17 protein-coding genes are annotated in these 24,914 nt (G+C 51.5%); 12 read left to right on the forward strand and 5 right to left on the reverse strand.

Annotation, left to right across the window (positions count from 1 at the left end; translation table 11 throughout):
• Positions 1–4: 4 nt before the first annotated feature.
• From BZG23_RS12165 to kdsB, 5 genes are read left to right on the forward strand one after another with little or no spacing between them, the layout of a single operon-like run.
• Entirely contained in the window at positions 5–2,302 is a 2,298-nt protein-coding gene (locus BZG23_RS12165; RefSeq protein WP_077607082.1) for a DNA internalization-related competence protein ComEC/Rec2, read from the forward strand.
• 43 nt (positions 2,303–2,345) lie between these two features.
• The gene (msbA, locus tag BZG23_RS12170) at positions 2,346–4,100 is read left to right on the forward strand and encodes a lipid A ABC transporter ATP-binding protein/permease MsbA (protein ID WP_046073142.1); all 1,755 of its coding nucleotides are present in this window, start codon (positions 2,346–2,348) and stop codon (positions 4,098–4,100) included.
• Between the two features lie 2 nt (positions 4,101–4,102).
• Positions 4,103–5,098 carry a tetraacyldisaccharide 4'-kinase gene (gene lpxK, locus BZG23_RS12175; RefSeq protein ID WP_077607083.1) on the forward strand — a complete coding sequence of 332 codons (996 nt, stop codon included), beginning with the start codon at positions 4,103–4,105 and terminating at the stop codon, positions 5,096–5,098.
• Between the two features lie 9 nt (positions 5,099–5,107).
• Positions 5,108–5,290, forward strand: a complete 183-nt coding sequence (locus BZG23_RS12180; protein ID WP_046073143.1) for a Trm112 family protein — start codon at positions 5,108–5,110, stop codon at positions 5,288–5,290.
• Positions 5,287–6,054, forward strand: a complete 768-nt coding sequence (gene kdsB, locus BZG23_RS12185) for a 3-deoxy-manno-octulosonate cytidylyltransferase (RefSeq protein WP_077607084.1) — start codon at positions 5,287–5,289, stop codon at positions 6,052–6,054. Before BZG23_RS12180 ends, kdsB begins: the two co-directional genes overlap by 4 nt.
• Positions 6,055–6,140: 86 nt before the next feature.
• Here the strand turns inward: kdsB and elyC are convergent, their stop codons facing one another.
• Entirely contained in the window at positions 6,141–6,914 is a 774-nt protein-coding gene (gene elyC, locus BZG23_RS12190; RefSeq protein ID WP_046073145.1) for an envelope biogenesis factor ElyC, read from the reverse strand.
• Positions 6,915–7,029: 115 nt separating this feature from the next.
• Here elyC and cmoM point away from each other — a divergent pair, with 115 nt between their 5' ends.
• From cmoM to mukB, 4 genes are read left to right on the forward strand one after another with little or no spacing between them, the layout of a single operon-like run.
• On the forward strand, positions 7,030–7,839 hold the full coding sequence (gene cmoM, locus BZG23_RS12195) for a tRNA uridine 5-oxyacetic acid(34) methyltransferase CmoM (RefSeq protein ID WP_046073796.1): 810 nt from the start codon (positions 7,030–7,032) through the stop codon (positions 7,837–7,839).
• A complete protein-coding gene (gene mukF / locus BZG23_RS12200; protein WP_046073146.1) occupies positions 7,836–9,200 on the forward strand; it encodes a chromosome partition protein MukF in 1,365 nt (454 codons plus the stop codon). The genes cmoM and mukF overlap by 4 nt, the downstream gene beginning before the upstream one ends.
• Complete coding sequence (gene mukE / locus BZG23_RS12205) at positions 9,181–9,912, forward strand: chromosome partition protein MukE (RefSeq protein WP_046073147.1); 732 nt, start codon at positions 9,181–9,183, stop codon at positions 9,910–9,912. The genes mukF and mukE overlap by 20 nt, the downstream gene beginning before the upstream one ends.
• Entirely contained in the window at positions 9,909–14,360 is a 4,452-nt protein-coding gene (mukB, locus tag BZG23_RS12210) for a chromosome partition protein MukB (protein WP_077607085.1), read from the forward strand. Before mukE ends, mukB begins: the two co-directional genes overlap by 4 nt.
• Before the next feature lie 55 nt (positions 14,361–14,415).
• Here the strand turns inward: mukB and BZG23_RS12215 are convergent, their stop codons facing one another.
• The 3 genes from BZG23_RS12215 to BZG23_RS12225 all read right to left on the reverse strand — a co-directional run bounded on the left by BZG23_RS12215 (position 14,416) and on the right by BZG23_RS12225 (position 19,830).
• Positions 14,416–16,731: a methyl-accepting chemotaxis protein gene (locus tag BZG23_RS12215; RefSeq protein ID WP_077607086.1), complete on the reverse strand. Its 2,316-nt coding sequence runs from the start codon at positions 16,729–16,731 to the stop codon at positions 14,416–14,418.
• Between the two features lie 185 nt (positions 16,732–16,916).
• Complete coding sequence (locus BZG23_RS12220; RefSeq protein ID WP_046073150.1) at positions 16,917–19,232, reverse strand: methyl-accepting chemotaxis protein; 2,316 nt, start codon at positions 19,230–19,232, stop codon at positions 16,917–16,919.
• Between the two features lie 100 nt (positions 19,233–19,332).
• Entirely contained in the window at positions 19,333–19,830 is a 498-nt protein-coding gene (locus BZG23_RS12225) for a GNAT family N-acetyltransferase (protein WP_077607108.1), read from the reverse strand.
• A 289-nt stretch (positions 19,831–20,119) separates the two neighbouring features.
• Here BZG23_RS12225 and BZG23_RS12230 point away from each other — a divergent pair, with 289 nt between their 5' ends.
• Complete coding sequence (locus BZG23_RS12230; RefSeq protein WP_046073798.1) at positions 20,120–20,980, forward strand: aldo/keto reductase; 861 nt, start codon at positions 20,120–20,122, stop codon at positions 20,978–20,980.
• Between the two features lie 285 nt (positions 20,981–21,265).
• On the opposite strand, the gene BZG23_RS12235 is transcribed toward BZG23_RS12230, so the two are convergent.
• The gene (locus BZG23_RS12235) at positions 21,266–21,763 is read right to left on the reverse strand and encodes a MarR family winged helix-turn-helix transcriptional regulator (RefSeq protein ID WP_046073151.1); all 498 of its coding nucleotides are present in this window, start codon (positions 21,761–21,763) and stop codon (positions 21,266–21,268) included.
• Positions 21,764–22,176: 413 nt separating this feature from the next.
• Between BZG23_RS12235 and BZG23_RS12240 the strand changes: the two genes are divergently transcribed.
• Both BZG23_RS12240 and BZG23_RS12245 read left to right on the forward strand, forming a co-directional pair.
• A complete protein-coding gene (locus BZG23_RS12240) occupies positions 22,177–23,433 on the forward strand; it encodes an imelysin family protein (RefSeq protein ID WP_046073152.1) in 1,257 nt (418 codons plus the stop codon).
• Positions 23,434–23,493: 60 nt separating this feature from the next.
• Positions 23,494–24,891, forward strand: coding sequence for a di-heme oxidoreductase family protein (locus tag BZG23_RS12245; protein ID WP_077607087.1), 1,398 nt, complete (start codon positions 23,494–23,496; stop codon positions 24,889–24,891).
• Positions 24,892–24,914 lie beyond the last annotated feature (23 nt).

The following is a 24,914-nucleotide window of genomic DNA, read 5'->3' on the forward strand; positions in this document are numbered from 1 at the left end:
CGCAATGACGCTGACCTTTACATTGACTGCCGCACTGGCCGTGCTGTCGCTACCTTGGTGGCCAATATTACCGCCAATTTGGGTCTGTATCATGACAGTGATCGTCTTCTTTGTTGGGTGGAAAAGACGTTGGTGGTGGCTTGCTGGAAGCGCGTTAGGACTCACTTGGGCTGTATTGTCCGCAAACTTGTATCAAGCCGACGTGATCCACGTCATTTCACACCAAGAGGATACTACAATCAGTGGGACAGTGGGCACCCTTTTCAGCGCAAAAAAGGGGGCGCAAGCGATTATTTTTGACGCCGATAAAATTAATCACACAAGATTGCCGCCTTTTCGCTCAGCCCGAGTGCGTGTTTATTGGCAATCTCCCCCGTATCCTAAGCAAGGCGAGCGCTGGCAATTGGTGGTAACGTTTAAGCCGCCTTATGGGCGATTAAACGAGGCAGGTTTTGATGCTGAAAAATATTATGTTGCACGGCGAGTACATGCCAAAGCTCGGCTAAAAGAAGCGACGCAATTGACTGAGCAAGTGAGTTGGCGTCAACAACTACTCGATACGCTTAGTCCCGCTTTATCAACACTGTCCTATGGGCCGCATTTATTGGCATTGAGCCTTGGCGAGCGAGGGTGGTTAACCCCAGCGCACTGGGACACGCTGACGCACAGTGGTTTGGCGCATTTGATGGCTATTTCAGGGTTGCATATTGGTTTGGCCTACGGAATAGGGTGGCAAATCGGCCGTTGGGCGCGCGTCTTTCTACCAGAACGACGCCTGTTTTTATGGTTGCCTTTGTACGTTGCAGTTTGGGTGGCGTCGCTCTATGCGGCATTAGCCGGGTTTGCACTGCCCACTCAACGCGCGCTCATTGCCTTGATGCTGGTGTCGATCAGTAAACGCTTGGGAGCGCGGATTTCTCCGCTGAATCTGTTGCAGTTAACCTTATTATTGGTATTGCTCCGCGACCCTTTCGCCGGTTTCTCAATGAGTTTTTGGCTCTCATTTGCCGCCGTGGGGGCCTTATGCATGGCGCATTACACGCTTGCTCACACCACCGAGGGTCGAAAACAAACACGGTCTTGGCTTCGCCCTATCAAGCAGCTTATCGGTATACAGTTGATTCTATTGGTAGGAATGCTTCCTTTGCAGCTAGGGTTATTTGCAGGGATCAGCGCCGCTGCCACGCCCATTAACCTCGTGGCGGTGCCTTGGGTGGGTATGGTGACCGTACCGCTGGTCTTTGTCGGCCTGCTGAGTGAGAGTTTATCGCTTTCCCGTGTCGCAGATTGGGTGTGGGACGGGGCAAATGCCAGCCTTCAACCGGTGATGGCACTGGCCGATCAGGCGGCGGACACCTGGTTACCCGCCCCAGTCGCTTCGGCAGGCTGGGCAATATCGGCGATGGTACTCGCTTGGGGACTCTACGGGTGGCATTGGCATCGTTTAAAGGCAGTGATGTTGGTCCTTGCCGCAGCCGTGGTAGCTTGGCGAGATCCCAAACCGGTCAACTGGCAAATTGATGTGTTGGACGTCGGGCATGGGTTGGCGGTATTGATCAGTAAGAATAACCGCGCGGTGCTCTATGACACTGGCAACCGCTGGCAGGTGGGTGGCATTGCTCAGGCGGTTATCGCGCCGATTCTGACACATCGGCAAATTAGACAGTTAGATGGCCTCATTCTCAGTCATGGCGACAGTGATCATGATGGTGGCGCGACGTTTATGTCTGATACCTATTCACCACAGTGGCGCCGCGCCAGTGAGCGGCGCGTTGGGTATCAAGCCTGTGTGGCCGGCGAGCGTTGGCGCTGGCAAGGACTCACCTTTTCGGTACTCTGGCCTCCGGCACAAAAGCGGCGTGCTGATAATGATGATTCCTGTGTGATCCGAGTGTCTGGCGATGGGCGTAGCGTGTTGCTCACTGGCGATATAGAAGCCAGTGGGGAGGCTGATTTGTTGGCGTCTCTGACCGACAAAAAGGCACTTGATAGTGACATCATTTTGGTGCCCCACCATGGTAGTGCGTCTTCGTCTTCCTCCGCGTTTATTCGCGCCGTTGATCCCGTTTGGGGCGTGGCGTCAACCGGGCTCCTTAATCCATGGCAGCTTCCGTCACCAGAGGTGAAATTGGCCTATCAAAACGCCGGTATCACCTGGCTTGATACGGCGGCGAATGGCCAAGTGCGTTGGCAGAGTGTCGGCTCTGGTTGGCAGTTAACACGTTGGCGGCAGGATCGCAGCGATTATTGGTATCGTCAGATGTTTAAACGTCGGCCAGTATATTTGGACGCGGACTTGTAAAAGAGTAGAATGCCCGTCTGTTTAACACATCTAAACGATTTTAATGAGCGAATATCAAGATAAAACGACCTGGCAGACGTTTAAGCAGCTGTGGCCCTACATTGCCAACTATAAAGTAGGGCTCATTGTTGCCATTATCGCCTTGGTGATTAATGCCGCCAGTGACACCCTGATGCTCTCAATGCTGAAGCCGTTGCTTGATCAAGGCTTTACCTATGATGATGTCAAAGGCGATTTCCTCAAATGGATGCCTGTCTATTTGGTCGCACTCATGGTGATACGTGGCTTGTCGAGCTTTGTGTCCGCTTATTGCTTATCTTGGGTGTCGGGTCATGTGGTGATGACCATGCGCCGCCGGATGTTCAATCACTTTATGAAAATGCCCGTCAGCTTTTTTGACCAAGAGTCGTCCGGGGCACTGCTTTCTCGGATTACGTATGACTCAGAACAAGTGGCGTCAGCGACCAGTAGCGCGTTGGTCAGTTTGGTGCGCGAAGGGGCATCCATCATCGGTTTGATGGCGTTGATGTTTTGGTCAAGCTGGCAGCTCTCCGCCATTCTTCTGGTGATTGCGCCGGTGGTCGCGATTTCTATCCGCATCGTCTCTAAGCGCTTCCGTCGCATTTCTTCCAATATGCAAGATGCAATGGGGTCGGTGACTAGCTCCGCCGAGCAAATGCTCAAAGGGCACAAAGTGGTGCTTAGTTACGGTGGGCAAGACGTTGAAAAGACACGTTTTGAGAAAGTCAGTAACCGTATGCGTCAGCAGACCATGAAGCTGGTGTCCGCACAAGCGATTGCCAACCCAGTGATCCAGTTGATTGCGTCAATGGCATTGGTGGTGGTGTTGATTTTGGCCAACACAGAGGCGATTCGCTCTGAGCTAACTGCAGGTACCTTTGCGGTGGTGTTTGGTGCCATGTTTGGTCTGATGCGCCCACTTAAATCCTTGACCAACGTGACCTCTCAGTTCCAACGCGGGATGGCGGCTTGCCACAGTTTATTTAATCTGATGGAGCTGGAGACCGAAAAAGACACCGGGACACACGCGGTGGAGCAAGTGAGTGGCGACATTAAGGTTGAGGATGTGGTCTTCACCTATCCCACTCGAGATGCGCCGGCCCTCAACCATGTGAGCTTTGAATTGCCAGCAGGGCAGACGCTAGCCTTGGTTGGGCGTTCAGGGTCAGGAAAAAGCACCATTGCTAACCTGTTAACCCGTTTTTATGAACTAGACAGTGGTGTGATTACGCTCGATGGCGTACCGATTGAGGATTATACCCTAGGTAATTTGCGTCAGCATGTCGCGGTGGTGTCGCAAAACGTTCATCTGTTTAATGACACGGTCGCGAATAACATCGCGTATGCCGCAGAAGACAAGTATAGCCGTGAGCAAGTCGAGCACGCCGCGAAACTTGCCTATGCCGATGATTTTATCCGCGGGCTCGATCATGGCTATGACACCATGATTGGTGAAAACGGCGTCAGCCTGTCTGGCGGACAGCGCCAACGTTTAGCCATCGCGCGTGCCTTGCTACGTAATGCGCCCGTCTTGATCCTGGATGAGGCAACGTCGGCACTGGATACAGAGTCGGAGCGCGCTATCCAGGCGGCGCTGGATGAATTGCAAAAAAATCGTACGGTGTTGGTGATCGCCCATCGCCTGTCGACCATTGAAGATGCTGATCAAATTTTGGTTGTGGATGAAGGTGAGATTGTCGAGCGAGGCAGTCATCAAGCGCTTCTTGAACGTGAGGGGGCCTATGCGCAGCTTCACCGTATTCAGTTTGGTGACTGAGCATGCTAGAGCAACTGTGGTTTGGTCATCAACGCCCGCTATGGTCGGTATTATTAAGACCGTTTAGTGCGTTGTTTGGCATGATAGCGCGCCATCGTCGGCGTCAATATCTGCGCGGCAAAACACAGCGCTATTCGGCGCCAGTGCCGGTTATCGTGGTGGGGAACATCATGATTGGCGGCAATGGCAAAACCCCGTTTGTGATTTGGTTGGTGGAACAACTAAAAGCGCATGGTTACCGTCCAGGGGTGGTGTCACGCGGGTATGGCGGTAAATCTGAGCACTATCCACTCTTACTCAGCCAAACCACGCCACCGCGCACGGCGGGGGATGAGCCGGTTTTGATAGCACGTCGCACTCAAGTTCCTGTCTGTGTCGACCCCAACCGCAGCGAGGCGGTTAAACGTATCCTGCAAGAAGGTGTCGATATTGTGATCACAGATGATGGTCTCCAGCACTACCAGCTTGAAAGAGACATAGAGATCGTGATCATTGATGGCCAGCGCCGGTTTGGTAACGGTCATTATCTACCGTTGGGGCCGTTGCGCGAATCACTCGATAGGCTTGAGAGCGTCGATATGTTGGTCACTAACGGTGGGACACCACAAGGGCAAGAGTGGGGGATGCATCTGGTGCCTGGCTTGGCCGTTAATCTACGTACGGGACAACGCTGTCAAGCCTCAATGCTACCGCAAGTGGTGGCAGTCGCCGGGATTGGCCATCCACCACGCTTTTTTAATACCTTGCAGCAAATGGGCGTGACACCCGTTCACAGTCAAGGAATTAATGATCATCAAACCCTCAACGCCGACGAGCTGGACAGGTTGAGCAAGAAGGGGCAACATTTGCTGATGACAGAAAAAGATGCGGTAAAATACCAAGGGATCGCACAAGATAACTGGTGGTATTTACCGGTAGAGGCACGGCTGCCTGACGAGGTAGCTCAGGCCGTATTCACCAAGATAGAACGTTTGCAAACAAACGCGAATAAAAAATAAAGGAACGCTATGGATCACCGCCTGCTTGAAATTGTGGCCTGCCCATCATGCCAGGGCAAACTCTATTATCAACGCGATAACAATGAGTTAGTTTGTAAGTTTGATCGTGTTGCCTATCCGATCATTGATGGTATTCCCGTGCTGCTTGAATCAGAAGCTCGCGATATGTCATTGGAAGAGGTCCAGGGATGAGCCCGTTTTATGTGGTGATCCCGGCGCGATTTGGTTCGAGCCGCTTGCCGGGTAAACCGTTGGCTGATATTGCTGGCAAGCCGATGATCCAACACGTTTATGAGCGCGCCCAAGCGGCCGGTGCCAGTCAGGTGATTGTTGCAACGGACGATCAACGTATTGAATCGGCGGTACGGGCGTTTGGCGGCGAGGTGTGTTTAACACGTGCCGACCATGAGTCTGGCACTGAGCGCTTAGCGGAAGTGGTCGAACGTTATAACTTTGCCGATGACGATATCATCGTCAATGTGCAAGGCGATGAACCGCTGATCCCCTCTGCGGTAATTGGTCAAGTGGCGGAGAACCTCAGCCAAAATGACCAGGCACCGATGGCTACCTTGGCGGTTGCGATTGATGACAAAGACCAAGTGTTTAACCCCAACGTGGTCAAGGTAGTGACGGATCATAAAGGGTTTGCCTTGTACTTCAGTCGCGCCACCATCCCTTGGGATCGCACCCATTTCGAGGCTGACTCTCCCGACATCCCACAAGCATTGTTGCGGCACATTGGTATTTATGGCTATCGAGCGGGATTTATTAGCCGTTACATTCACTGGACACCGAGTCCGTTGGAGAAGATTGAATCGTTAGAGCAGCTGCGCGTATTGTGGCATGGCGAGAAAATCCATGTGGCGGTTGCCACACAGACGCCCCCACATGGCGTCGATACCCAAGCAGACTTAGAGGCAGTGCGTGCTTATTTAGCCGTAGATAGCAACGCATAGGCGCGGTTTTACGTCTACTGCGAATGGTAATAACAAAGCCGCGAATCAATCGCGGCTTTTTTGGTGGGTGATGTGCTGTGGGGACCTTAATTGGCCGGCTGAGCGATAAAATCACGGAGACGTTGCCACGCTTGTCCCAATCGCTCGTGCCAATAGCGTTCGAACTGCTCGAGGTATTGCGCACGTGGGCCGTATTTTATCCATGGCTGCTTAATTTGCTTTTGCGCCATGAAGTTAGTGGGAGCCGGGATGGGATCGAGTCCAGCGCTTTGAAACTCGTAGACGGCACGATCCATATGTGCCGCGGATGTGACGAGCACTAGGTTACTACTGCCAACCACCGATGCGGCTTGGTAGGCTTCCTCCCATGTATCCTTGGCGGTTTCAAGCAACAGGATACTGTTTTTATTGACACCCAACGCCATTGCGACGCGTGCCAACATACGCGCATGGCTGACTTCATAACCATGGTCATAGCCCGACAAAATTAGTTTGGAGGTGGGGTACATTCGGTGAATACGGATGCCTTCTGCGAGGCGCATTAACGCCGCACGAGAAAGCTCTGAGGTTGGGGGTATGGCGTCATCTACGACATGACTGTTGCCCAGTACCATTACAAAGTCTACCGGCTTTTCCGTGGGGAGAAACGCGGTGTATTGACGCTCAAGTGGACGAAGGAGTCCAGAGGCGACCGGTTGAAACGAAGTGAGAAAAATCCCAGCAAACGCAACGAAGATAACAAAAGATGCCAGCCTTTTACGCTGAGAGAACCAAAGCAGGCATAGCCCGAAAAGACCCAACAATAACAGCGCGGGCAAGGGCATTATCAAGGTTGAGATAAGTTTTTTTAATTCAAACATGCAATGTCGCCCGAAATATAGTCAAACGAGGCACAAATAATGCCATAAACCTTTATTAACGTAAGGCTTGTGACAGAATATGCCTTTCTACCACTCAATGATAACGAATGCCATTGTGACTGAGGATAAAAATTTCGACGACATTGCCCACAAATTTGTTAAAAACATTTATGGATCGGGCAAAGGCGAAATCCGCCAGGCGGTCGTTTGGCAGGACATCGAGCAGATCCTGCACTGTTTTCCGCCTGAGCAGACCCTGCATATTTTAGATGCCGGCGGTGGGGTTGCCCCTATGTCTCGGCACTTGGCGGCGCGCGGTCACAGGGTCACTTTATGTGATCTTTCTTCGCAAATGCTCGACTTAGCCCGTCAGGAGATTGAACAACAGGGCTTACTTGCGCAGTATCAGCTGGTTCATTCGTCGGTGCAGACGATTGGCGACCATTTGAGCGATCCGCCGGATGTGATTTTATTTCATGCGGTACTGGAGTGGACCGCGGAGCCGGAGCAGGTATTGAAAGACTTGCTTAAGCAACTGCGCCCGGGGGGGATCGCATCGGTGATGTTCTATAACCAAACCGGGTTGCTCTTTAAGAACCTCGTGTGCGGTAACCTCACGCATGTTGAGGAAGGTATGCCGCATCGTAAGCGGTTTAAGCTTCAGCCACCTAAAGGCTTGCAACCAGAGAGCGTGTATCGATGGATGCAAGACAGTGACATTATCCTCAAAGGTAAAACAGGCGTACGCACCTTTCACGATTACATGCGTGATACCAATATTGGTGATTTTACCTTTGAGCAGGTCATGGCGTTGGAGCAACAGCTTTGCCGCCAAGAGCCATTTGTGTCTCTGGGGCGATATATCCATGTATGGGGACAGCACAGTGCCCCAAGCAATCAAGATAAAAACAAGGACAACGGATGAGTGATCAGGCTCAGTCTTCCCAGTCGTGGACAGACGACGCTCAGACAGTACCTGAGTTGGTTAGTTGGGTAAAACAAAGTGACTTAGGGTTAAACCTGCCGCCAGAGCGCTTGGCATTCTTGCTGGCAATGGCGGTGATGAGTCAAGAGCGGTTGGAGGACGAACTGAGCGAGCATGAGCTCGTGGATGTCTTTCGACTGGTCAGTGAGCAGTTTGTTAGCGGTGAAGGTGCCACGCTTGGCAATGTTGCTTTTCGCGCCAACAATGCGATCAACGAAATGGTGCAAGCGCGGTTGCTAAGCCGGTTTACCAGTGAAATGACCGATGGTGATAGCATTTACCGCCTCACGCCATTGGCGCTAGGTATTGCGGACTATTACGCCCGTCATCGTGAATACTCAACGCTAAAGCTGTCGGTACAACTGTCTATGGTGGCTGACGAAATCGCTAAGGCGCGCCGTGCGGCGGAAGAAGATGGGGATGCGACCTTTTGGCGTCATAACGTCTATGGTGTGTTGAAGTACTCGGTCGCCGAGATTTTTGACCGCATCGATCTTAATCAGCGCGTGATGGATGAGCAGCAACAACAGGTAAAAGAAGATATTGCTGCGCTCCTCACCCAGGACTGGCAAGCCGCAATCGCTAACTGTGAATACTTGCTCAACGAAACCTCGAGTACTTTGCAAGAGTTACAAGAAACGTTGCAGGCCGCGGGGGATGAGCTTCAGAGTCAGCTGCTTGAGATTCAAGAAGTGGTGCGGGGGCGTGATGATCTTGAGTTCGTCGATCGCATGGTATACAGCTTGCAAATGAAGCTGGATCGTATCGTGAACTGGGGACAGCAAGCGATCGACCTATGGATAGGTTACGACCGCCATGTGCATAAATTTATTCGCACCGCGATTGATATGGATAAAAACCGTGCATTCAGCCAGCGTTTACGTCAGTCGGTATCGGACTACTTTGACGCGCCATGGTTTTTAACGTATGCCGATGCTGAGCGACTGCGTGATACGCGAGATGAAGCCTTGGTGTTACGTGACGATGAAGTCACCGGAGAGATGCCAGAAGAGGTGGCGTTCGAACAATTAAGTGTGGTTGACGATGGCCTTTCACAGAAAGTGTCACAGATGCTCAACCGCCATCGAGAAACCGGACAAGCGATCGACTTAGGTCGTGTCCTGAAAGATTACTTAGCCGAGCACCCACAAGCTCGCCATTTTGATCTCGCGCGCTTAGTGATTAACCAAGCGGTCCGCATGGGCTACTCCCAATCTGATCTTAACGCGATTCAGCCTGATTGGCAGGCGATTAACGACTTCGGAGCTAAGGTACAAGCGAATGTCATCGATAAATACTGAACAGCCAATGCCAGAAGGGCTGGCYAAAGCCATTGCTAACCCTTTGTTCCCGGCGTTGGACAGTGCACTGCGTGCTGGCCGCCATATTGCCAGCGACGATCTGGATAACCACGCCTTGCTGATGGAATTTGAGCAAGAGCTGAATATTTTTTACCAGCGTTATAACGCTGAATTGGTCCGCGCGCCAGAGGGCTTTTTCTATCTTCGTCCTCGCTCAACCAGTTTAATTAGGCGTAGCGTGCTATCTGAACTGGATATGCTGGTTGGCAAAGTCCTTTGTTTTCTGTACTTAAGCCCAGAGCGCTTGGCCCAAGAGGGGATCTTTACCACCCAAGAGCTTTTTGATGAGCTATTAGCGTTGGCTGACGAGAAGAAACTGATGAAGTTGGTCACGCATCGCGCAACAGGCTCAGATCTTGACCGTGAGAAGCTTTTCGACAAAGTGAAAACCTCGCTGCGACGTTTGCGTCGTCTCGGGATGATCTTACCCATCGGTGAGGGAAGTAAATTCCGTGTCAGTGAAGCAACGTTCCGTTTTGGTGCTGATGTACGAAGCGGTGACGATCCACAAGAAGCCCAATTGCGTCTGATTCGTGACGGGGAAGCCGTGGTGCATAGCCAAGCGCACATTCAATCAAGCTTGCTCGATGAGCACTCGGATGAAGACGCAGACAATGCCGATACAGAGACAACAGAGGAGCCGACAGTATGAGCCAGCGCGGTAAGTATCACTCACTCACCATGGTGAACTGGAACGGCTTTTTTGCACGAACCTTTGATATTGACTCCCTCGTCACCACCTTATCAGGCGGGAACGGCGCGGGTAAGTCGACCACCATGGCGGCGTTTATCACCTCGCTGATCCCTGACCAAACCCTGTTGCATTTCCGTAACACCACAGAGGCAGGCAGCTCAAGTGCTTCTCGTGATAAGGGGTTGCACGGTAAATTACAGCCAGGTGCCTGCTATGCCGCCTTGGATGTAGTGAATTCACGCCAACAGCGGGTGCTGTTTGGTGTGCGTCTTCAACAAGTGGCAGGGCGTGATAAGAAGGTGGATATCAAGCCGTTCGTTTTACAAGGCTTGCCTTCTTCTGTGGCCCCAACCGATGTGTTGGTCGAGACCTTAAATAACGGTCAAGCGCGTGTACGCCAGCTGAACGAGGTAAAAGAGGCGGCGAGCGCCTATGAAACCGCGCACTTTAAAGCCTTTAACTCGGTCACCGACTATCACGCGCAAATGTTTGAATTTGGCGTGCTACCGAAAAAGCTGCGCACCCAGCAAGATAGAGGCAAGTTTTATCGATTAATTGAAGCGTCACTCTACGGCGGCATTTCTAGCGCAATCACCAAGTCGTTGCGCGAGTATTTGTTGCCACAAAATGGTGGTGTGAAAAAAGCCTTCCAAGATATGGAAGTGGCGCTGAAAGAAAACCGTATGACGCTTGAGGCAATTAAGCTGACGCAGCGCGATCGTGACTTGTTTAAGCATTTGATCACGGAAGCGACCCATTATGTGGCCTCGGACTACATGCGTCATGCCAATGAGCGCCGAAGCAAGCTGGAACAAGCGCTGTCGTTGCGGGCGGAGCTGAACGCCGCACAACAGACATTGCAGCAAAAGCAGCAGCATGCGGAAACCATGCGCGCAGAATTAGCCGAGCTGGAAGCCGGGCAAGATCATCTCGAGCAAGATCACCAAGCGGCGGCCGATCATCTGCAGTTGGTGCAATCGGCGATGCGTCAACAAGAAAAAATTGAGCGTTATGAGGAAGATTTGCTCGAGTTGTCGGAGCGACTTGAAGAGCAAATCATGGTGGTGGAAGAGGCCACAGAGCAGCTTGCTGACGCCGAATTGCGTGCGGCGCAGAGTGAAGAGGAAGTGGATAGTCTGAAGACTCAGCTTGCCGACTACCAACAAGCGCTCAACACGCAACAAACGCGCTCCCTGCAGTACCAACAAGCCGTTAATGCCTTGGAGACGGCCCGTCGCCTCACTGACGATGAGATCCTCAGTGCAGACGAGGCCACGACACGCTTACACGCGTTGAAAGCGCAAGAGTCAGAACAAACGGATCGGGTTTTGTCTCTCAAACACAAACGCGATCTTGCTTCGGCCACGGCCAATCAGTTTGAACAGGGCTTGCGTCTTTTGCACCGTCTTGATCCATCCGTGCACCGTGCTGAGGCTGGCAAGGCCGCCAAGCGTTGGGTTGAACAGGGTAGAGAGCGTCGTTATCTGGCCGATAGCCTGACGCAGCGCCAGTATGAACAGCGCGAATTGAGCCAACGGGCTGAGCAGTATCAGCACGCGAGCCAGTTAGTGTCGGAGTATCAGACGTTAACGGGCGAAACGCTGGCTAACAGTGAAGCGGTCGAGCAAGCCGTGGCGCTGCAGCAAGCGCGACGTGAGGCGCTGCAAGAGGAAAAAGACACCCAAGCCGAGCAACTGCGTGAGCTCGCGCGGACACAGGACGCGGTGGACGCACAAATCCACGATCTTGAGCTCAAAGCACCGACTTGGTTTGCGGCCAATGACGCCTTGACCAAACTGGAAAGCCAAACTGAAAAAAGCTTGGTGGACAGTCAAGCGGTCATGGAGGCGATGCATGCGACGCATGAGGCGGTACGCACGCGTACGCAGCACCAAGATCAGCTGGGCAAACAAAAAGCAGACATTGAACAAGCGATTGAGCAATTGGCGCAGCCTGGTGGCAGCGACGATGCACAATTGCAAGGTCTCGCCGATACCCTTGGTGGCACCTTACTCTCTGAAATTTATGATGATATCACCCTAGATGACGCCCCTTACTTCAGCGCACTCTATGGCCCGGCGCGGCATGCCATCGTGGTGCCCGATCTCAAAGGCGTAAAGGATAAGCTCACGGATTTGGACGCTTGCCCTGATGACTTATACATCATTGAGGGGGATGCCGATGCGTTTGATGATAGCGTGTTTGATGCACAAGAGCTGTCGGGTGCCGTGTGTGTACATCTAAACGATCGGCAAATGCGTTATTCCCGCTTCCCGGCCACGCCACTGTTTGGTCGTGCTGCGCGTGAGCACCGCCTTGAGCAGCTACGTGAACAACGGGAGGCCTTGGTTGAAGAGCACGCCAAAGCGTCCTTTGATGTACAAAAGTGGCAACGCCTGTCACACGCATTTAGCCAATTTATTGCCGAGCATCTCACGGTGGCGTTTGAGCCCGATCCTGAGCAGGCGATCGCCGCTTGCCGCGAAAAACGCGCACAGACTCAGCGAGCGATAAACGATGCCAAGCAAGTGTTGGCACAACACGAGGCGGAGGTGGCGCGTTGTCAGCAAGCGCTACAAATCCTCGATAAGCTTCGCTACTGTGCCGAGGCGCTCACAGAGGATAATCTTGAGGCACGCTTGCAAGCAGCGGTTGAGCGCGTAGAGGCCGCCAAAGAAGCACAAGGCTTTATCCAGCAACATGGAGAAACCTTAGCGGCATTGGAAACCAGCCTGGCAACACTCGACAGTGACCCTGAGCAATTTGATAAGCTGGAGCAAGCCTACCAAGAGGCGGATAACGCCTTGCAGGCGATTAAGCAGCAAGTGTTTGCTGTTGCCGATTTAGCGGAGCGTCGTCCGCATTTTGCCTATCAAGATGCGTCAGATATGCTGACGCAAAGCAGTGAGCTTAACGAACAGCTTAAAGCCAAACTGAAAGATGCCGAGCAGGTGCGCCAACGTGAACGTGAATCGCTCAAGCAAATTCAGTCGCAGACGAGTCAATATCACCAGGTGCTTGCCTCACTCAAAAGTGCCCATCAGTCTAAGCAAGAGACGCTGAACGAGTTTAAGCGAGAGCTCGGTGAGTTAGGTGTGCAAGCGGATGAAGACGCCTTAATGCGCGCACAAAGCCGCCGTGATGCCTTGTACGAGCAAATGCATCAGGCCCGGCAGCGTCACAGTGAACTCTCGCGTGGGATTACGTCACTGGACATGGAAACCAAGTCGCTCACCAAGGAATTGCGTAAACTGCTCAAGCAGTACCAAGCGCTTCGTCAGTTTGTGGTCAACGCCAAAGCGGGTTGGTGCAGTGTCCTGCGTATTGCGCGCGACAACGGGGTGGAAAAACAACTGCATCGTCGAGAAATGGCATACATGTCAGCTGACGAGCTTCGCTCTTTGTCGGATAAATCCTTGGGGGCATTGCGCCTTGCGGTCGCTGACAATGAAACCTTGCGTGATGCCTTGCGTGCGTCGGAGGATGTCGGACGGCCTGAGCGTAAAGTCTTATTCTATGTGGCTGTGTATCAGCATTTGCGCGAGCGTATCCGTCACGACATTATTCGCACCGATGATCCGGTCGAAGCGATTGAGGAAATGGAAGTCGAGCTGGCAAGGCTCACTGAAGAGCTCACGCAGCGTGAACAACGTCTGGCGATCAGCTCCGAGTCGGTAGCCAACATTATTCGCAAGACCATTCAGCGCGAGCAAAACCGGATCCGTATGCTCAACCAAGGGCTACAGAGCGTGGGCTTTGGTCAAGTGCAAGGTGTGCGCCTCAATGTGTCTATCCGTGAAACCCATGCACAGTTGCTGATGGGCTTGGCTGAACATGCTGACCAGCACCAAGATTTATTCGGCAATCCAAATCTCACGTTTTCAGAAGCGATGGCCAAGTTGTTCCAACGTTTGAACCCGCATATTGAAATGGGACAACGTGCCCCGCAGACACTGGGCGAAGAGCTATTGGACTACCGTAACTATCTGGACTTGGGCATTGAAGTCAACCGTGGAACGGATGGTTGGCTGAAAGCGGAATCCGGCGCGTTGTCGACCGGTGAAGCGATTGGTACCGGCCAAGCAATCTTGCTGATGGTGATCCAAAGCTGGGAAGAGGAGTCACGCCGACTGCGTGGCAAAGATGTGATCCCATGTCGCTTACTTTTCCTTGATGAGGCGGCCCGTCTGGATGCCAAATCGATCTCGACCTTGTTTGAGTTGTGTCATCGTTTAGATATGCAGCTGTTGATTGCGGCACCAGAAAACATCAGCCCAGAGCAAGGCACGACGTATAAACTGGTCCGTAAAATCTTCAATGATCGCGAGCACGTCCATGTTGTGGGCTTGCGCGGGTTTGGTGAAGAGAAGCGTCGGGAGCTAGAGCGTGAGCCGGTGATGGAATAATCGTCAGACAAGGTGAAAACGAAGGGGTCGGCCTTGAGGCCGACCCCTTTGAGTTTTAGTCGGTTTTAAAGTGACTGATCCGCGCTTCCAGGGTACGGGCATGCTCACGTAAGTGGTTGACGGTTTGTTCAGTGTTGCGCGTACGCTCTGAAACATGGTCGGCCGATTGTGCCATCGTGTTGACATTTTGGCTGATTTCATCGGTCACCTGCGTTTGCTGGTTGGCTGCGGTGGCAATTTGCATGTTCATCTCGTTGATTTGCTCAATCATGGTTTTGATTTGCCCCAGCTTGTCGTTGTTTTCGTGACAATGCTCAACGCTTTGGGTCACCGCGTCATTGGCTTGGGTCATCCCATCGGCGGCACCGCGCGTCTCCTGTTGCAAGCCGTCGACCTTGGCACGAATTTCTTCAGTGGACGACTGGGTGCGTGTGGCTAAAGAGCGTACCTCGTCGGCGACCACCGCAAATCCGCGTCCTTGTTCACCAGCACGGGCCGCTTCAATCGCCGCATTAAGCGCTAACAAATTGGTTTGCTCGGCAATTTCTTGAATCACATCCAACACCGACCCAATGGACTCACTCTCGTGTGATAGCTTCTCCATCGAGCGGGTGGCTTTGTCCATATGATCTTTGAGTGTTTGCATTTGGCTGACCAAGGCTTCGCCTTTTTGGCTGCCTTCATTGGCGGTTTGGGTAATCGTGTCAGACGCTTCAGAGGCATTGCTCGCATGCTCTGATACTTCGCTGATGGAGGCGGCCATCTGTGTGGCAGCGGTAGCGACCTGGTTCGAGCTTTTGGCTTGCTCATCCACTTGCCCACGCACAGCCACTACGTCATCACTGATATCGTTGGCTGATGACAACAAGGTTTTTGACGCGTCGTGTGTTTTTTGAATCACGTCTCGGAAGCTTTGGAACATTTCATTGAGGCTGTCAGCCAACGTAGAGAGCTCATCTTTACTGGTATGGTGCAACGTGATCGTCAAATCTTTACTGTCTGCCACCTGTTTGATACTGGTGGCGAGTTTTAAGATAGGCGCGCCAATGCTTTTACCCAACCAATACGCTGCTAGTGCGGCGAGACTGCCTAGCAGCACTGCCGTAAACGCGGTCACAACGCCGATGTCTGTGCGTAATTTGGTAATGGCTGTAAAGACTTCATCGGTGTCTTGTTGACTGATCACCGCCCATGTCACCCCGTAGACGTCAATGGGCGAATAAGAAGACAGTACCTCAGTATTACGATAGCTCGTTTGCGTGACAAACCCTTGCTCTCCCCGTAACGCTCTTTTTACCGCAGGGTTATCGAGGGGTTGGTTACCAGCGGCGGAGTTTTGATAATCAATGCGGTGAATGGTATCGGCATTAAGCCCTTGGCTTTCTAGTGCACTGAGGTAGGCGTCTTTATCGTCACTCAACAGACGTGGCTGCGTGCGTAATAGGTTATCGGGACCAACTAATAATATTTCACCGCTGGTGCCCATCCCTGACTCTGCCCATTGACCATTATTACTAATGAGCTCACTGATACGATCGATCGGCATTTGAAATATCAACGCCCCGATCTGCTGAGCATTTTTATAAACTGGACTCGAGATAAATGAAGCTGGACTGTCGTAGGAGGGATAGTAAGGGCGAAAGTCTATAAAGCCCAGCTCACCCTGAGGCGCTTTGCGTACCGCTTTATAGGCATCAGCCAAGCCACTGGTTGAATACGGGCCGGTTAACAGGTTGGTCGCGTAATCCAGCTCTTTGTAAACGCTATAGACAATATTGCCCTGATTATCGACCAGGAAAATATCGTAGTAGCCGAAGGTCTTTAAATAATGCTGAAAGTTGGGATGAAAGACGCTGTGGATCTCACTGTAGACACTGCCGTCGTTGGCTTTCGCCATGGCATCTTTACTTCCTAATGGATGGGGGTTGTCGCTGATATACGCGTGTTGCAGCCGTTTAGCTACATCAGGTAACTGATTGTACCTTCCCATTACGTCGGTGGATGTATCGTTAATCTCTTGATAGGTCGCGCCGAATTGATTGCGATAATAACTGGCCAGTTGGCTCTCTTGGCTAGGGGAGTTGGCCGTGTCTGCGGCGATGGTTTTAAACGCTTGTGCCAATTGTGCCAGTGCATCTTCTGTCATGGTGGAGTCTGACAGCGTATTAATTTGATCACCAATGAACTTGAAGTAATTACTTATTTCTGACTTTTTCGACGCTTTCACCGCCGTTAGTTGCGATTTTACTTTATTATCAAGCGCTTGTGATGATAAGCCGATGGTTCTAAACGCTAAGATAGCCGCAATAGTTAAAACACAGGTTAATGATGCCGCAACGATTGCGAGCGTGATCTTATTACTGATTCTCATCGTGACACTCCTTCCTACCTCACGTTTTGAATCTAGTCACGGCGGATAAAAAGTGCGTAGAAAAGGGGATAAAATTTGAACAAATGGTGAGCGTGTGTCTAGCTAGTCAGTCGTAATGGGTGGTTTCTAGACAGACAGCGAGAAAAGCAGGGAGGTGCGATGACCTCCCTAGGTAGCGTGAGTATTTACTCAGTTTTGAAATGACCGATAGTATCAGCCAGACGTGCTGACCGTTGGCTTAAGCCGGTGACGGTTTCTGCGGTGTCATGCGTGCGTTGTGAGACGGTTTCAGCCGATTGCGCGATATCAGAGATGCTTTCGCTGATTTCTGTCGTCACTTGCGTTTGCTGCTGGGTGGCATTGGCAATGTGTGAGGTCATCTGATTGATTTCGGTGACCATGTTGGCAATATCAACCAGTGCGGCGTTATTTTGCTGACAATAATCCACACAAGCGTCGACGGTTTGGCTGGTGGTATCCATATCTGCCACCGCTGACTGCGTCTCTTGACGTAATGCGGCAATTTTATCGCGGATACTTTCGGTCGAGTCTTGGGTACGTGAGGCGAGGGTGCGTACCTCTTCGGCGACCACGCTGAACCCGCGGCCTTGCTCGCCCGCGCGCGCCGCTTCAATCGCCGCATTCAGTGCCAACAAGTTGGTTTGCTCGGCAATGGCTTGAATCACATCCAGTACGGTACCGATTTCTTCGCTCTGTTGCGATAAGCGACCCATGGTCGCTGTTGCAGCATCCATGCTCGATGACAAGGTGCGGATTTGCTCAACCAGGTCGTCACCAATTTTTGAGCCCGTGTTGACGGCTTCTGTGATGTCATCAGACGCGGTGGAGGCTTGGTCTGCATATTGGGCAACGTCCGTGACGGAAGTGGCCATTTCTGTCGCTGCCGAGGCAACTTGATGGGTATGCTTGACCTGGTCGGCGACCCTATCGCGCATAGTGACCACGTCTTGATTAATGTCGTTAGAGGCTTGGCCGAGTAACCCAGAAGCTTGGTGCGCCTCTTGAATCACCTGTTGGAAACTGGCGAACATGTCATTGAGCGAGCGGCCGAGCAGTGCCATTTCGTCTTTACCGCTATCAGGTAAGCGTTGGGTTAAATCTTTATTTTCTGCAATGGTTTTGATCCGTGTAGTGACCGCAATCATTGGTTTGGCAATATTGCCACCGAGAATATAGGCAATTACGATCGCCACGCCAACAAGTACCAACGAGGTAATAACCGTCGCTTTTAAAATAGTGTCTTGCATGGCAGCGACTTGTGATAGCGCCTCTTGCTGACTGATTTGATTGACCAGTGCCCAGCGCTTGCCGAAGACATCAATCGGTGAGTAAGCGGTATAGACGGTTTGGTTGCGATAACTCTGCTCTTTGCCAGTGCCCGTTTCGCCGGCCAGTGCTTGCGCAATGCTTTGGGATGCCATCGGCATTTGGCCCGCTGCGGTATCGGTGAACTCAATGCGGCGAATCAAGTCGGGTTTGACGCCATTGGTGCGCAACAAGTGTAAATACTCAGATTTGTCCTCTTGTAAAGCGCGCGCTTCGGTGCGGAGGACTTTATCAGGCCCCACCATAAACATTTCGCCGCTTTGTCCAAAGCCTGCGGATTGCCATTGGCCTTGACCGCTGATCACGCCACTTAAACGCTGAATCGGCAATTTAAAGATAAGTACACCCTGCGTTTCGCCGTTTTCGACGATAGGGGTGGCGATAAATGAGGCCGGTTCATCGTAGCTGGGAAAGTAAGGGCGATAATCCACAAAACTGATGGTGCCGGCTTTTGCATCAATCGCCTCTAAGAAGGCGTCACCCATGCCGCTGGTAGCGTAGGGGCCAGCAAATAAGCTGGTTCCAAAGTCAATCTCTTTGGCCACTGAATAGACGATACGGCCATTGGCATCGGCTAACACGATGTCTTGGTAGCCAAACGTTTCGGCAAAGCGATGGTAGTTGGGGTGATATTGAGTGTGCACCTTGTCATACGTGGAGCCATCATTGGTTGTCACCAACTTGTCTTTCTCGCCCAAAGGATGGGGGCTGCCGCTGATATAAAATTGCTGCAGTGTCCGCGTGGCAGGGGCAAGCGCTGCGAGGTTGGAGCGTGCATTGGCGTTGGTATCATTGCGCGCTTTGTAAACATCGCCGAAGGTGTCGGTGTAGTAGTCTTGCAGCGCGCGCCGGGCCGCTCTATCGGTGCGGACTTCACGACTGTAGCGTCGATAAGCTTGGCTAAAAGAGGTCACCGCATTTTCGGTCATGGTGGAGTCGGCCATTGAGGTTAATTGCTGGCCGATAAATGAAAAATAACTGGTTAATTCAGAGTGCTTGGCTTCGCGTACGGCTTTAAGCTGGCTAATCGCCTGCTCTCGCATTTCATCGCCAAACAGTGTGGTGGTTCGGTTTGCCAACACCGCGGCGGTGGCGACAATACAAATAACACAGGCGGAGATGATCGCCGCAGAAACCTTGGTGCGAACTTTCATACTACTAAACTCCTGAAACGTCGTTATGACGGCATCAAATCAAGGCACCTTACTGGCGTAAAGTGGAGGTGGGGGCTTATTCGATAGGGAAATAACATGCTCAAACCGTTAGGTCGCACTCTAGCATTGCCACACTGTGGTATTGGCCAAATTTTTCACCGACATCATTTAGCTGTCCAACTTGTTGGAAGCCAAAGCGACGATGCAATGCCAATGACGCTGGGTTGGGTAGCGTGACGAGAGAATAGGCGCGGCGCAGGGCCTTATCGTGCATTCCGTCGAGCAAGGTTTGCATTAATGCCGAGCCAACCCCACGGCCACCGGCATCGGGGGCCGCATAAATGGTGATTTCTGAGGCTATGTGGAAAGCCTGCTTGGGATTGAAAGGCGTATTGTAAGCAAAGCCAAGGATTTGTTGGTCTTGCTCTGCCACCCAGGCTTGATAGCAGGAGGACGGATCAAACTGAGCGAACCATTGTTCACGTTCAGCTAATTGCCATGGGCACAAGTCAAACGTAATGGCAGTGTGTGTAATGTAATAATTATAAATCGTATTGATCGCGTCACAATCACGCAATTCCATGCGTCGAATAAGCATTTTCGCTTCCTTTTCGCTTTTTTTGCGCGACATAAGATAACGAAGTTCACCGCATTCGCCAAGTGTTGGTGATAAATTAAACACTTGTCGTGCATTTAACACCCAAACAGTGCTGTCCTTTGCGCGAAAACAAACGAACGCACTGTTAGGCTAACAAAATGCTCGATAAGGCATTGAGGGTGGCGGGAGATAGGATTAGCATGATAGCTCCACTTCTCGGCATAAAGGATCCGTTTTGTCAGAGTTTAAAGCGACATCTATTTCTCCGGTCGGTCCGTTTTTCTCGCCCATGGTGCAAGGTTACTGGCGACTGGATGATTGGCAAATGACACCGCAGCAGCGTTTAAGCTTTCTTAAGGCGCATATCGATTTGGGGGTGACGACGGTCGACCATGCGGATATTTATGGTGACTACCGCTGTGAAACACTGTTTGGCCAAGCGCTGAAGCTTGATCCCAGCGTGAGGGACGATATCCAAGTGGTGTCGAAGTGCGATATCAAGTTGGTCAGTGAAGCGGCTCCAAACCGCAAAATCAACCATTACGATACCAGTTACCGGCATATTTTGGAGTCGGTAGATAACTCATTGTCTCGTTTGGGCGTGGAAAAACTGGATGTGTTACTGATCCACCGTCCTGACGCGTTGATGGATGCGGATGAAGTGGCTGAAGCATTCACCACGTTGCGTCATCATGGCAAGGTGGCTCACTTTGGCGTGTCTAACTTTACGCCTGCACAGTTCGACCTGCTTCAGTCTCGTTGGGATGAATCCTTGGTCACCAACCAAGTTGAAATCAACCCGCTACGTTTTGATGTGGTCCATGACGGGACCCTGGATCAGTTACAGCGCTTGCGTATTAAACCGATGGCGTGGTCTTGTCTTGCAGGCGGTGAGATGTTTAACGGCGAGTCTGAGCAGGCTGTGCGGGTACGTGATACCTTGCATGCTATTGGCGAAGAGCTCGGTGGTGCGACGATCGATCAGGTTATTTATGCTTGGGTGATGCGTCATCCGTCTCAACCTTTGCCGATCATTGGCTCGGGCAATATTGAACGTGTCAAAGCAGCCAAAGCGGCTTACGACCTCAAACTCACGCGCGAGCAATGGTATCGGATATGGGTAGCGTCAAAAGGACACAATGTACCTTAAATAACAGCGTGTAACTGACTGACTCTCAATCCATAAGGCGGCTATTAGCCGTCTTTTTTTGTGGATTGTCTGGGGACGGAATAGGGGCAATATGGCGCATTGATAACGGATGAGTGGAAACTGCTATACGGTAAATGGTGCGACTGGGTGTCGCATGCAGAGCCAGTGCATGACTGATGGCGACAAAAAGCGAACGTCCTTTGCTTTTAATACGCCACTTTCTTTTAATACGCCGTAGTAGGCAGGTGGACCGGTGGAGACATCCTGTTTACCCGCCGGAGACCATTATTTTTTTGCCTGGAATTGCGAATTATGTGAGGTGAGGGCAGACACTTCTAGCATCGGTGCCGCATCAATATCATCGGCGTTCATCATCGAAGAGATACGTTGTACCGATGACAGCAATAACGATTGCTCCCACTCATCTAAACTTTGAAAGCGTGAAATAAAGTTTTCTTGTAGGGGTTTGGGTGCTTGTTCTAACGCCGCTTCCCCTTGCTCGGTCAAGTGGGCATGCACTTTACGCTTATCAAGCTCACTGCGAACACGCAAAATCAATCCGCGCTTTTCTAGACGATCAAGAATGGTCGTTGCCGTTGCCTGACTCATATTGGTATGGGTCGAGAGCTTACGAATGGTCACTTGGCCCAGCTCTTTAATCGCACGCATTAGGACAAGTTGGGGGCCAGTGATCCCGGATACTTTGTTAAGTTTTCGTGAATGCAGGTCTATTGCGCGGATGATTTGCCGCAGCGCAACCAGTACTTCTTCGTGTTTTTCCATTTACTCACCTCCACCAGAAAAAATCGCCAACGAAACTTACAATACCCGCGGTTGGAGTGCAAAGGCATCGAGAGAAAAATCGACTTTTTATGGTTTTTTTCACTATCAAATAATCAATGTGCTTTCAGTCCATTATAACCCTTAGAGTTCAAATTAAATCTAATTTATTGTTATTTTTAGCTGTTTCAGTGAGCAGGCGCAAAAAGTGCCACATAGTCATCAATTTAAGCCGTCAAGAGGTCGGATCAGCGTTGCAACAAGTTGCATTAAACCATGCTTAGAGTGTGGAGATCACAGCTTTGATAATAGTCTCAATTCTTTGTTGCATTTAGTAACATAATGCTTAGAATCTCTCGCATACAAACGATAATAGTTCTCATAACTGTTCATATCAAAGCGAAGGACAAAGTACTATGGAAATGACCCCTTTTAAGCGTAACCTTATCGCGCTTTCCTTATTTGCCGCACCTCTGGGTGTTAATGCGGCGACGCAAGAAGACGTTGTTGAACATTACGCTGATATCGCGCATGCGGTATTCGCAGACTCCCACGCGACAGCGGTCGCGCTCGATGACGCTATTGAGGCTTTTACTGCCAGCCCCTCTCAAAAAACCTTTCAGGCAGCAAAAAAAGCATGGTTAGACGCGCGAGTCCCTTATCAGCAGTCAGAAGTGTTCCGTTTTGGCAACGCGATTGTTGATGATTGGGAAGGACAGCTGAACGCGTGGCCATTGGATGAAGGTTTGATTGATTATGTGGCAGACGGTTACCAAGCAGAGCTGGGGAATGCCGGTGCGACAGCAAACATTATTGCCAACCAGAGTATTCAAATTGGTGCGACCGATTTAGACGTGGCTGACATTACGCCAAAACTGTTGGCAAGTCTCAATGAGGTAGGTGGGTCAGAAGCCAACGTTGCTTCCGGTTATCATGCGATTGAATTTTTGCTATGGGGGCAAGACTTAAATGGCACTAACCCAGGTGCGGGCGAGCGCCCATACTCTGACTTTGCTTACGGGGAAGACTGCACGAACGGCCACTGCGACCGTCGCCGCGAGTACTTGAAAGCGGCCGCTGATCTTTTGGTGGATGATTTAGCCTGGATGCGCGACCAGTGGGCGGAAGGTAATAAAGATAACTATCGCGCGACGCTATTGGCGGATTCGAGCGAGAACGGTTTACGTAAGATGCTGTTTGGTATGGGGTCACTCTCGTTGGGCGAGTTGGCCGGCGAGCGCATGAAGGTGGCATTGGAAGCCAACTCGACCGAAGACGAACACGATTGTTTCTCTGATAATACCCACAATTCGCATTTTTATAACGAGCAAGGCATTTATAATGTCATGATGGGAACCTATCAGCGTGTTGATGGCAGCAAATTGACCGGGCCATCAGTGCTCGACTTGGTCAAAGACAAAGATACTGACGCGGCAAGCGCGATCAAGACAAGCTTTGACCAAGCGCGTGAGCAAGTCAAAACGCTGGTTGTGTCAGCGGAAGAAGACAATGTGCATTTTGATCAATTGATAGCGGCGGGCAACAATGACGGTAACCAACTCGTCAATGCATCCATTACCGCACTGGTTGACCAAACCAAACACATTGAGAAAGCCGCTCAGATCATCGGCATTGATAATCTCAACCCAGATACCGCGGACCATCAATTTTAATTGTCCGCTAATGATGTTAAGCCCCGTGCCGCGGGGCTTTTTGCTTTGTCAGGATACAACATGAAGTCCAAAGTCATTGTTTACCTCGGTGCAATCGGCATCAGTGCCTTGGTGAGCGCGTCAGCGGTTGCTTTTGAACGCACCTCTGGTGGCCGCACCACGGTGATTAAAGAAGGTGCCAACGCTTTCTCCCAACCTGCCGCTAACCTACCCATGAGCGAGCGCATCGACTTCAGTGTCGGGAACAGCTTTTTTCGTAATCCCTGGGTGAGCTCGCCGGCTTCAACCGATGCGCGTGATGGGCTTGGCCCTTTGTTCAATACCAATGGCTGTCAAAATTGTCATATTAAAGACGGCCGTGGGCATCCGCCTTCTCCTAGCGATACCAACGCCGTGTCTATGTTGGTGCGATTGAGTGTGCCGGCAATGAGCGAAGCAGAGCGGCAGAAATTGATCCAATATGGCAATATTCCCGAGCCAAATTATGGGGGTCAGTTGCAAGACTTTGCACTGCCAGGCGCGAAGCCAGAAGGAAAGGTCGCCATTACCTATTCTGCGGTCCCCGTGACCTTTGCCGATGGTGAGACTGTCACTCTGCGTCAGCCACATTTAACGATCACCGATCTTAATTATGGGCCGATGGCAGAAAATGTTCAGATGTCGGCGCGGATTGCGCCTCCGATGATTGGATTGGGGCTGTTGGAATCCATTCCTGCGGAAGACATTTACGCCCTGGCTGATCCTGATGATGCCAATGGCGATGGGATCTCAGGACGACCAAATCAAGTGTGGGATATCGAAAAACAACGCACTGCGCTTGGCCGGTTTGGTTGGAAAGCAGGGCTACCCACGGTTAACCAACAAAACGCCGCGGCCTTCAATGGCGATGTGGGATTAACCACCTCCATGTTTCCTCATCACAATTGTATGCCGTCACAGTCTGTGTGCGACGAGATGCCCAATGGTGGTGATCCAGAAGTCAGCGACAATATCCTCGGGTTTGTAGAGTTTTACGCCCGTCATTTAGCTGTGCCAGCACGTCGCAATATGCAGGATCCTGCCGTGAAACAGGGGCAAGATACCTTCGTTCAAGCCGGCTGCAATGCGTGTCATGTGGCGTCTTTTACCACTGCAAAGCGTCCAGCGCTTCAGGCGCTCAGCGAGCAACGTATTCACCCCTATACAGACTTGCTTTTGCATGACATGGGAGCGGGGCTAGCGGATCATCGTGGAGAGTTTATCGCCAACGGCAGAGAGTGGCGCACACCGCCTCTATGGGGCATTGGGTATACCAAAGAAGTGAATGCGGATGCCACCTATCTACACGATGGTCGCGCGCGTACCCTCATGGAAGCCATTTTATGGCATGATGGCGAAGCCGCCAGTGCGAAACAGCGTGTGCTGGCGATGCCGAAAGCTGAGCGTGACGCCTTGATCGCGTTTTTACGTTCATTATAACAACAATATGCTGGAGTCTTGTC

It is taken from the genome of Salinivibrio sp. ML290, from assembly GCF_001995695.1.
GTDB lineage: Bacteria > Pseudomonadota > Gammaproteobacteria > Enterobacterales > Vibrionaceae > Salinivibrio > Salinivibrio siamensis.